This is a genomic window from Paenarthrobacter sp. CM16, assembly GCF_013179505.1.
Classification (GTDB): domain Bacteria; phylum Actinomycetota; class Actinomycetes; order Actinomycetales; family Micrococcaceae; genus Arthrobacter.
In genome coordinates, this window is the sequence record NZ_JABMCX010000248.1 from 1 (window position 1) to 6,934 (window position 6,934).

8 protein-coding genes are annotated in these 6,934 nt (G+C 61.1%); 2 read left to right on the forward strand and 6 right to left on the reverse strand.

Features of this window, described 5'->3' with window-relative positions; genetic code table 11:
• From HP499_RS18370 to HP499_RS18395, 6 genes are all read right to left on the reverse strand, one after another.
• Positions 1-1,080, reverse strand: a 1,080-nt coding sequence (locus HP499_RS18370; protein ID WP_375154257.1) for a CynX/NimT family MFS transporter, incomplete at its 3' end; no start/stop codon positions are given.
• Positions 1,050-2,042 carry a Gfo/Idh/MocA family protein gene (locus tag HP499_RS18375; protein WP_172325627.1) on the reverse strand — a complete coding sequence of 331 codons (993 nt, stop codon included), beginning with the start codon at positions 2,040-2,042 and terminating at the stop codon, positions 1,050-1,052. The genes HP499_RS18375 and HP499_RS18370, both read right to left, overlap by 31 nt.
• Positions 2,042-2,941, reverse strand: coding sequence for a sugar phosphate isomerase/epimerase (locus HP499_RS18380; RefSeq protein ID WP_172325628.1), 900 nt, complete (start codon positions 2,939-2,941; stop codon positions 2,042-2,044). The genes HP499_RS18375 and HP499_RS18380 overlap by 1 nt, the downstream gene beginning before the upstream one ends.
• A gap of 4 nt (positions 2,942-2,945) precedes the next feature.
• A complete protein-coding gene (locus HP499_RS18385) occupies positions 2,946-3,512 on the reverse strand; it encodes a VOC family protein (protein WP_172325629.1) in 567 nt (188 codons plus the stop codon).
• A complete protein-coding gene (locus HP499_RS18390) occupies positions 3,509-4,504 on the reverse strand; it encodes a LacI family DNA-binding transcriptional regulator (protein ID WP_172325630.1) in 996 nt (331 codons plus the stop codon). The genes HP499_RS18385 and HP499_RS18390 overlap by 4 nt, the downstream gene beginning before the upstream one ends.
• The gene (locus HP499_RS18395) at positions 4,497-5,477 is read right to left on the reverse strand and encodes a Gfo/Idh/MocA family protein (RefSeq protein WP_172325631.1); all 981 of its coding nucleotides are present in this window, start codon (positions 5,475-5,477) and stop codon (positions 4,497-4,499) included. The genes HP499_RS18390 and HP499_RS18395 overlap by 8 nt, the downstream gene beginning before the upstream one ends.
• A gap of 141 nt (positions 5,478-5,618) precedes the next feature.
• Here HP499_RS18395 and HP499_RS18400 point away from each other — a divergent pair, with 141 nt between their 5' ends.
• A complete protein-coding gene (locus HP499_RS18400; protein WP_172325632.1) occupies positions 5,619-6,266 on the forward strand; it encodes a bifunctional 4-hydroxy-2-oxoglutarate aldolase/2-dehydro-3-deoxy-phosphogluconate aldolase in 648 nt (215 codons plus the stop codon).
• Positions 6,266-6,814: an AAA family ATPase gene (locus HP499_RS18405; RefSeq protein ID WP_172325633.1), complete on the forward strand. Its 549-nt coding sequence runs from the start codon at positions 6,266-6,268 to the stop codon at positions 6,812-6,814. Before HP499_RS18400 ends, HP499_RS18405 begins: the two co-directional genes overlap by 1 nt.
• Positions 6,815-6,934 lie beyond the last annotated feature (120 nt).

Here is a 6,934-nt window from a genome sequence, read left to right on the forward strand (position 1 = left end):
CCCCGACAGTGCCCCCGAACCCGCCTCAGTTCTGGTGCGCTTGTTGATCATCGTGAACGCAAACGAATACGCCCCCTGCCCCAGCCCAGCAATGACAACCCACACGATGTCAAAGGCTGGCGGGCCAAAGGCAATGCCCGTGTAGCCGAGAGCGAATGCGACAACGAACAGAACCGCGATGGGTAGGGGGCGGGGCATCCGCGCCACCACCAGTGGCACGATCAGACCGACAGGTAGGCCGATAATAGAATAGAGAGCAAGCATAGAGCCAGCTGCTTCCCCGCTCATCCCCCGGTCGACAAAAACCGTGGGAAGCCACATCAGCGCGGCAAAGGTATTGCTCGAGCAGCCAGCGAAAATTAGGGCCGTACCCCAGCCGATAGAGGATCGCCACGGCTTTATCGCTCTGTCAGAGGGCGCTGCGGTGCCACGACTTTCTGGCTGCGCCCGACGCCTGGCTTTCACAATGCCCGCAACAATTACCAACCAAGGGACGATCGCGACCGCGCTGAAGCCCGCCCAAACACCAACGGAAAGCCGCCACCCATAAATATTGGCCAACGGTGTGGCAAGTTGGGCGGCAACGGCCGTGCTGACGCCTAGGAGAGTCACATGAAGGGCCGAGAGAAGCCCGATTCTGTCAGGAAAGTACTTCATCAGGAGCGGCGGAACCACGATGTTGATCAGTCCGATTCCCAGCATGGCGACCAGGGTGAAACCCAAAAAGACCACGATGGTCCAACCAAGTGCGCGTCCGGCCTGACCCAATGTTGTCAGCAGGAGTGCAACCAACAGCAGGTGTTCAAGCGGGATGCGGCTTACAAGCGGGAGAGCCAGCAAGCCCATCAAAGCGAAGCATGCGGTCGGCAGCATCCCCAGCGTCCCTGCTGATACGGCATCGAGAGGAAGGTCCTTGCCTATCGGGCCAAGGAGAGGCGACGCCGCCGAAACCGCTTGTCTGGCGCTGAAAGCGACCAGCAAAATACCGACATGAACGCTAAACCGTCGATGTAGACCTGACATGGGGTTGGAGTGGCTCCCCTGGCGGTTCAGCTTCCGTTTACTGCATGGCTGGCCCATTCCCGACCGGCTTGCTCCTCGGTGGGCAGACCGGCTGCGGCGAGGATCTGGTCCAGCAGGCGTTGGGTACGAACAGCTTCACGGCCTGAGGTAAGCGGCTGGGCACGGTCGGCAACCCGATCCAGGAAATGGTGAACGGCGGCTGAGAATCCGAGGGTGTCCGTCGCGGTAGCCCAGCCGTATGCCTCGGCACTTAGTTCCCGTGAAGTGGTGACGCCGTTGATGGTGGTGGAAACTGTCTCGGGCGCCCTGACTTCGACGGTCTTCCCGTCACCATAGGCGTCCAGTTTCTCGTTCCATGCTCCCGCTGTTCGGGCTGCCATCAGGACGCCGGTGTTACCGGTGCTGAAGCGGATGGTCGCTGCGATTCCGTCTTCTTCCCAAGGATCCTCACCAGCAGCGTGGGCGGCCACATGCTCAGGTTCGCCCCCGCAGTACCAGCGCAGGAGATCGACCATGTGGATGGCGTTCTCGAACGTTGCACGGTATTCGGATCCAGGACGGTTCTTCTGGGCAACGCAGAAGGTGGCACCTTTGTCGCCAAAGGCCTCCCGGCCGGCCGTGTAGACGGGTGCATAGCGCCGGTTGAAGTCAACCATGAGTATCCGTCCCCGCTCATCGGCGAGGTCTGCCAGATGTTCCGCCTCATCTGTCGCTGGGGCAAGCGGCTTCTCGCAGAACACGTCCACGTCGCGGTTAAGGCAAAGCTCGACGGCGTGGGCGTGCTCGGAGCGCGGGGTCAGCACGAACACTGCATCCAGTTCCTGGGCGGCCAGCATCTCCTCCACCGTCTTGTAGGCGGCGTTGAAGCCCCAGCGCCGGACCAGGCTGCTCGGATCTTCGCGCCGGGAAACCAAGGCAGCCAACTCGACGTCGTCCCGCTGTACAAGGGTAGGGAGCTGCGCAATCGTGGCGATGTTGCCGGCGCCGATAACTCCGACGCGGAGGCGGTTGGTGTTCATCAAGCGTTCCTAACTTCAGCAAGATCAGTAAGCATTGAGCGCAGGACGGAGACGGATTCCCGGAATCCGTCCTCGGGCGCGGGCAGGTCCTGGGGGTGCCAACGGTATTCAAGCTCGATGCTCAGCACATCGTCGTAACCGTGTTCCAGCAGTGCGGCAAGGATTGGGGACCATGGAACGACACCGCTTCCGACGACGCGGGAACGGACAGCCCGCTCGGAGGCGTTCACCCGAGCCGTCTCCGAGGCTCGGAAGGTCGCCGTCGGGTCGGTGAAGACAAGGTCTTTTACGTGGACGTGGCCAATCAGGTCACCTTGGACGGCGAAGGCTTCTTCGTAGCTTTCGTCGTGGGTGAAGGTCAGGTTGGCCTGGTCATAGAGCACGCGGACGGAGGGCTGGGCAATCTCCCGGACCAGGGCCGCGGTGTCCGCCGCAGTCTGCGTCATGGTGCCGAAGTGGTTTTCCACGCAAAGGCGGACGCCGGCCTGCTCGGCCTCGGGCGCGAGGGTCTCCAGCGCCTTTCGCAGCCGCCCCCACCGTGCCACATGGTCGGTGTCGCCAGGGTGCCAGGAGCCGGCGTAGACACGCACCCGGTCAGCGCCGAGCAGTTGTGCGGTATCTATTGCTCCACGGAATTCGTCGACGGCTTTGTGCCATTCGACATCGTTCAGCGAGTTGATGGCGGTGGTATACGGCGTGAGACCCACGATGGGTATGCCTTCGCCTTCGGACGATTTGAGCGCCTCCATCGCGGAGTGCCGATCCCCCAAAGGCAAACCGGACTTGTAGTCATCCTGGTAGATGACTTCTGCCGCATCGAGCCCTGCGGCCCGGAAGAGACTCAGCGCTTGGGGAACCGTGTGGTTCGGGGTACCGAGTGTATGACCCGCTAGCCGCATTGTTCTATGTCCTTTCTGAAGTGTTTGGAGCTGCTGTCCAGTCCATGGGACCGACCAGCCGGGGAGGGGCCGGGACGCGGGATCTATCTACGATCTCCATCAGCAGTCCCCAGGGGGTGACGAAGTAGGTCCAGCGGTTGCCGGCTACGCGCGGGCTATCGCCGGCGACTTCCTTGCGTTCGCCGAGCACGCGTACCCCAGGTGTTTCCTGCAGCACTTCAATCGCTTCATCAACGTCGTCTACGACGAAGCACAAGTGGTGCCCTCCGGCGTCGCAATGACGTGGTGGCGTTTCCCGCCGCTCATCACCGCTCCATTCGAAAAGTTCAATATTGAGGTTCGGAGGCAGTCTCAGCATGGCGAGCGTCAGCTTGGCATCAGCCGGGACCTCGAAGTTTGTGGGCATGAAGTCTTCGTCGGGCCCACGTTCAGAGCGGTAAAGCTCCTCAGCTCCGAGCACTTCGACGAAGAAGCGGATGCCTTCTTCAAGGTTGGGAACCGTTAAGCCGACGTGGTCCGTGTGCTGGAGCCCCGGCAGGCGCCGGAGCGTGGACTGCCCTCCCCCGCTCATTTTCGCGGCCCCGAGGTGGAGCCGCGCAACAGAAGCTCGGGTTCGAGGACGATATGGTCCACTGAGCTGTCAACATTCTGCTTTTCAGCCAGTTCGATCGCGATATGTCCCATGTCAGCGATCGGCTGCCTCACTGTGGTCAGGGGAGGGTTGAAGCGGGCACCAAGAGCAAGCCCATCGAACCCGATAACTGAAACATCGTCGGGTACCCGCAGGCCGCTTCGGCCCAGCGCCGAAATCACTGCGAAAGCTACCATGTCATTGGCCGCAATGATCGCCGTGGGCGGATTGTCCATCTGTAGGAAATGCTCCGCTCCGCGCGTGCCCGCATCAAGGTCTGACCCGCTGTCCAACACCACAGGCGTGCTCCCGCTTTGTGCGGTGAGTTCCAGATAGGCGTCCATCCGGTCCTGGGCCGTATGCGTCCCGGCAATACCGGATACGTAACCGATCGAGGTGTGCCCCAAGGAATGCAGATGGTCCAGCGCCAGCATGATTCCTTTGCGGCTGTCGACGGTGACTGTAGGAACGGAGTCGTCGCCTTCTACGCGGTCAATCACCACCACCTTATGGCCGAAGGCGAATCGCTTCAGCGTCTCGGTATCCACCTTCGTCGACGGTGCCACAATCCCGAACGGGGCATACATCGCCTGCATGGCCGTGAAGTATCCATCGGATTTGGCAGGGTCGCCGTTGGTGACGCAGAGCATGAGTTGGTAGCCGCGCTCGTCGGCCGCTTGTGTCATCGTCTTGGCCAGTTCTGCGAAGAACGGGTTCGTAATGTCAGGGACGATCAGAGGAATGATGGTGCTGGTCTTGCGACGGAGCGCCTGTGCCAGCGGACTCATGGTGTAGCCAAGTCCCTCGGCAACCCGGAGGATGTGCTCGCGTGTTTCGCTCTTCACCGCCTCAGGGCGTGAGAACGCCCGGGAGACCGTTGACCGGTGGACACCGGCGGCTTTTGCAACGACGTCGATACTCAAGTCAGGCATGTTCGTTTCCTCCGGGCTGGTCGTCATACGCCTGCCAAATGGGGCGCATGACATCTTCGAGCTGGGCCAGCGTTGGCAGGCCCCGGAATCCATCTTCCAGTGTCCGGGCCACGTTCCGTACGAACGGATCGTAGAGAGGGTCGCTGTCCACGTCGATCGTGTCCACCTCAGTAGCGCCGTTCAGTGCCGTAAAACTAGCTTTGCCGTCCGAATCGACGGAGGCGAATCCCGCCTCACCGACCGACGTGAAGCTGCAGTAGCGCTTGAGCGGGGAGCCGGGGAATGCGTAGCCAACCTCGACGATGGCCTCGCGCCCCTGGGGGGTGGTGATGATGAGGCTGGCGTGGTCCTCAACGGCCTGGTTGTGAAGAAGCGATGAAAGCCTGGACTCCACCTGGACCTCTGACTCATCGCAGCCCTGAAGGAAAAGGTCAACGAAATGGGGACCCAGATTTGCCAAGCAACCCCCGCCCGCTTTCACCGGATCGAGCATCCACGGATTGGCATTGTCCAGATAGCGCGACGGCGGACCGACAATGAAGGAGGTTCTCTGATACCTCGGCCGTCCCGCTTTGGCCAACCATCGGTCGGTCGGGCCGTCCCGCTGGACCAAGGGGACAGTGGCAGGAACGCCGGCTGCCTCGGCTGCCTTACGTACGGCCGAAAGTTCGGCGAGGGAGGTGCCCAACGGCTTTTCGACCACGAACGGAATGCCGCGTTCGATCAGGGCATGACACTTTTCGGCCATTCCCTCATGAGGACCAAAGACATAGGCAAGACCGACGTTGGGAAGATCAACCAGTTTCTTCCAGTCAGCTTCAACCGGCGCCCCCCATCCATCGGCCAGCTCCTGCACCAGGGATACATCGTCGTCACTGACACCGATGACGTCGTGCTCTTCGGCAATTGCTCTTGCGTAGAGCGGAGCATGCCAATGGGAGGCCCCAAGAATAAGCGTGCGTACGTGTGTCAACCGCAATACCCCCTTGTATGAGATCGGTTGCTGAGATCGGTTGCAATAACACTATGGATGGTGGGAGAGTTTGTCAACGGAACACCGATCAGCGCCGGGCCGCTCATGGCGACGACGCCACCCAGCCAGAAAGAAGCAAGCATGCAAAAGAAACTTCGCACCCTGCAAACCATCCACGAATCCGGGGCGGTCCTCATCGTCCGACTGGAGAACGCTGGACTCGCCGAGCGTGCTGCGGAAGCGGCCATCGACGGAGGTTTCCGCGCCCTGGAAATCACACTGTCCATTCCCGGCGCAGTGGAGGTGATACGACGACTCGCCGCCAAGCACGGACCCAGCGGAGTGGCCGTCGGCGCCGGAACAGTGCTGGACGAGCACTCAGCCTACGAGTGCATCCGGGCCGGCGCAGAGTTCCTGGTCAGCCCGCAGTTGAACTCCGCGATGATCCGCACAGCCAACCGTTACCAAGTACCAACAATCAGCGGAGCCTTCACACCCACCGAGCTCGTGGAAACGGCCGAAGCGGGAGCAGACATCCTCAAGCTCTTCCCCACAGAGGCCGGCGGCATTGCCTACGTGAAATCCGTGCTTGCCCCGTTGGCCCATCTGCCCATCATGCCCGCAGGTGGCGTAACCCTGGAAAATGTCGGGGAATGGTTCGCCGCGGGCGTGGCCGGAGTCGGCGTGGGCAGCTACGTCACAAAAGCATGGCAGCCGGACGGGGACTTTGGCCGCGTCACCGAGGCAGCCCGGGCTTTCCTTTCAGCAGTAGCGGAAGCCCGCCGATAATGCCACCGCGCGTCTTCATTGTTATTGGACCAGCCGGGTCAGGGAAAACGACCATTGCCCAGCAAACGGCAAAAGAGCAACAGGCTGCATATCTGGACAAGGACCGGGTCTGCGGCCGCTTTGTTGAATTCGCGCTGACCACTACCGGACACGATCCCACCGACCGTGAGTCCAACGACTACTATCGGGACAATCTGCTGCCTCTCGAGTACGAAACCCTCATGGATGTGGCTGGGGTGAACCTACGCCTCGGCCGGTCCGTCGTCCTCGACGCCCCCTTTGGCTCCTACTTCCAGGACGCGGACTATCTCACTCGTTCCGCAGGCGACTTCCAATGGCCGTCATCCGAAATCACAGTAATCCGCGTTCGGGTCCCACAAGACCTTCTACGCGCGCGGCTTACCCAACGCGACCTGGACCGTGACCGGTGGAAACTTGCCCATTGGGATGAATACTGGTCGGTGTACGGCAGCCTGGAGTGCGCCTGGTCCGGAGTTCAATTTGTGGACTTCAACAACGAAGCACCCTTGCCGACTGAGAATGTGTAAACCGACCTCCGGTCCACACGCATTCCTGACACAAACGTTGACAAGCATCACATTCGATCCGTAGGCTCAAATGCAACCGATCTCAGCAATCGATCTCACCAGATCCGTGAGAGCAAGAAC

Excerpts from the sequence above, each read along its gene's own strand:
- HP499_RS18375 (WP_172325627.1), bottom strand. The coding sequence starts at position 2,042 with ATGAACACCAACCGCCTCCGCGTCGGAGTTATCGGCGCCGGCAACATC.
- HP499_RS18380 (WP_172325628.1), bottom strand. The coding sequence starts at position 2,941 with ATGCGGCTAGCGGGTCATACACTCGGTACCCCGAACCACACGGTTCCC.
- HP499_RS18385 (WP_172325629.1), bottom strand. The coding sequence starts at position 3,512 with ATGAGCGGGGGAGGGCAGTCCACGCTCCGGCGCCTGCCGGGGCTCCAG.
- HP499_RS18390 (WP_172325630.1), bottom strand. The coding sequence starts at position 4,504 with ATGCCTGACTTGAGTATCGACGTCGTTGCAAAAGCCGCCGGTGTCCAC.
- HP499_RS18400 (WP_172325632.1), top strand. The coding sequence starts at position 5,619 with ATGCAAAAGAAACTTCGCACCCTGCAAACCATCCACGAATCCGGGGCG.
- HP499_RS18405 (WP_172325633.1), top strand. The coding sequence starts at position 6,266 with ATGCCACCGCGCGTCTTCATTGTTATTGGACCAGCCGGGTCAGGGAAA.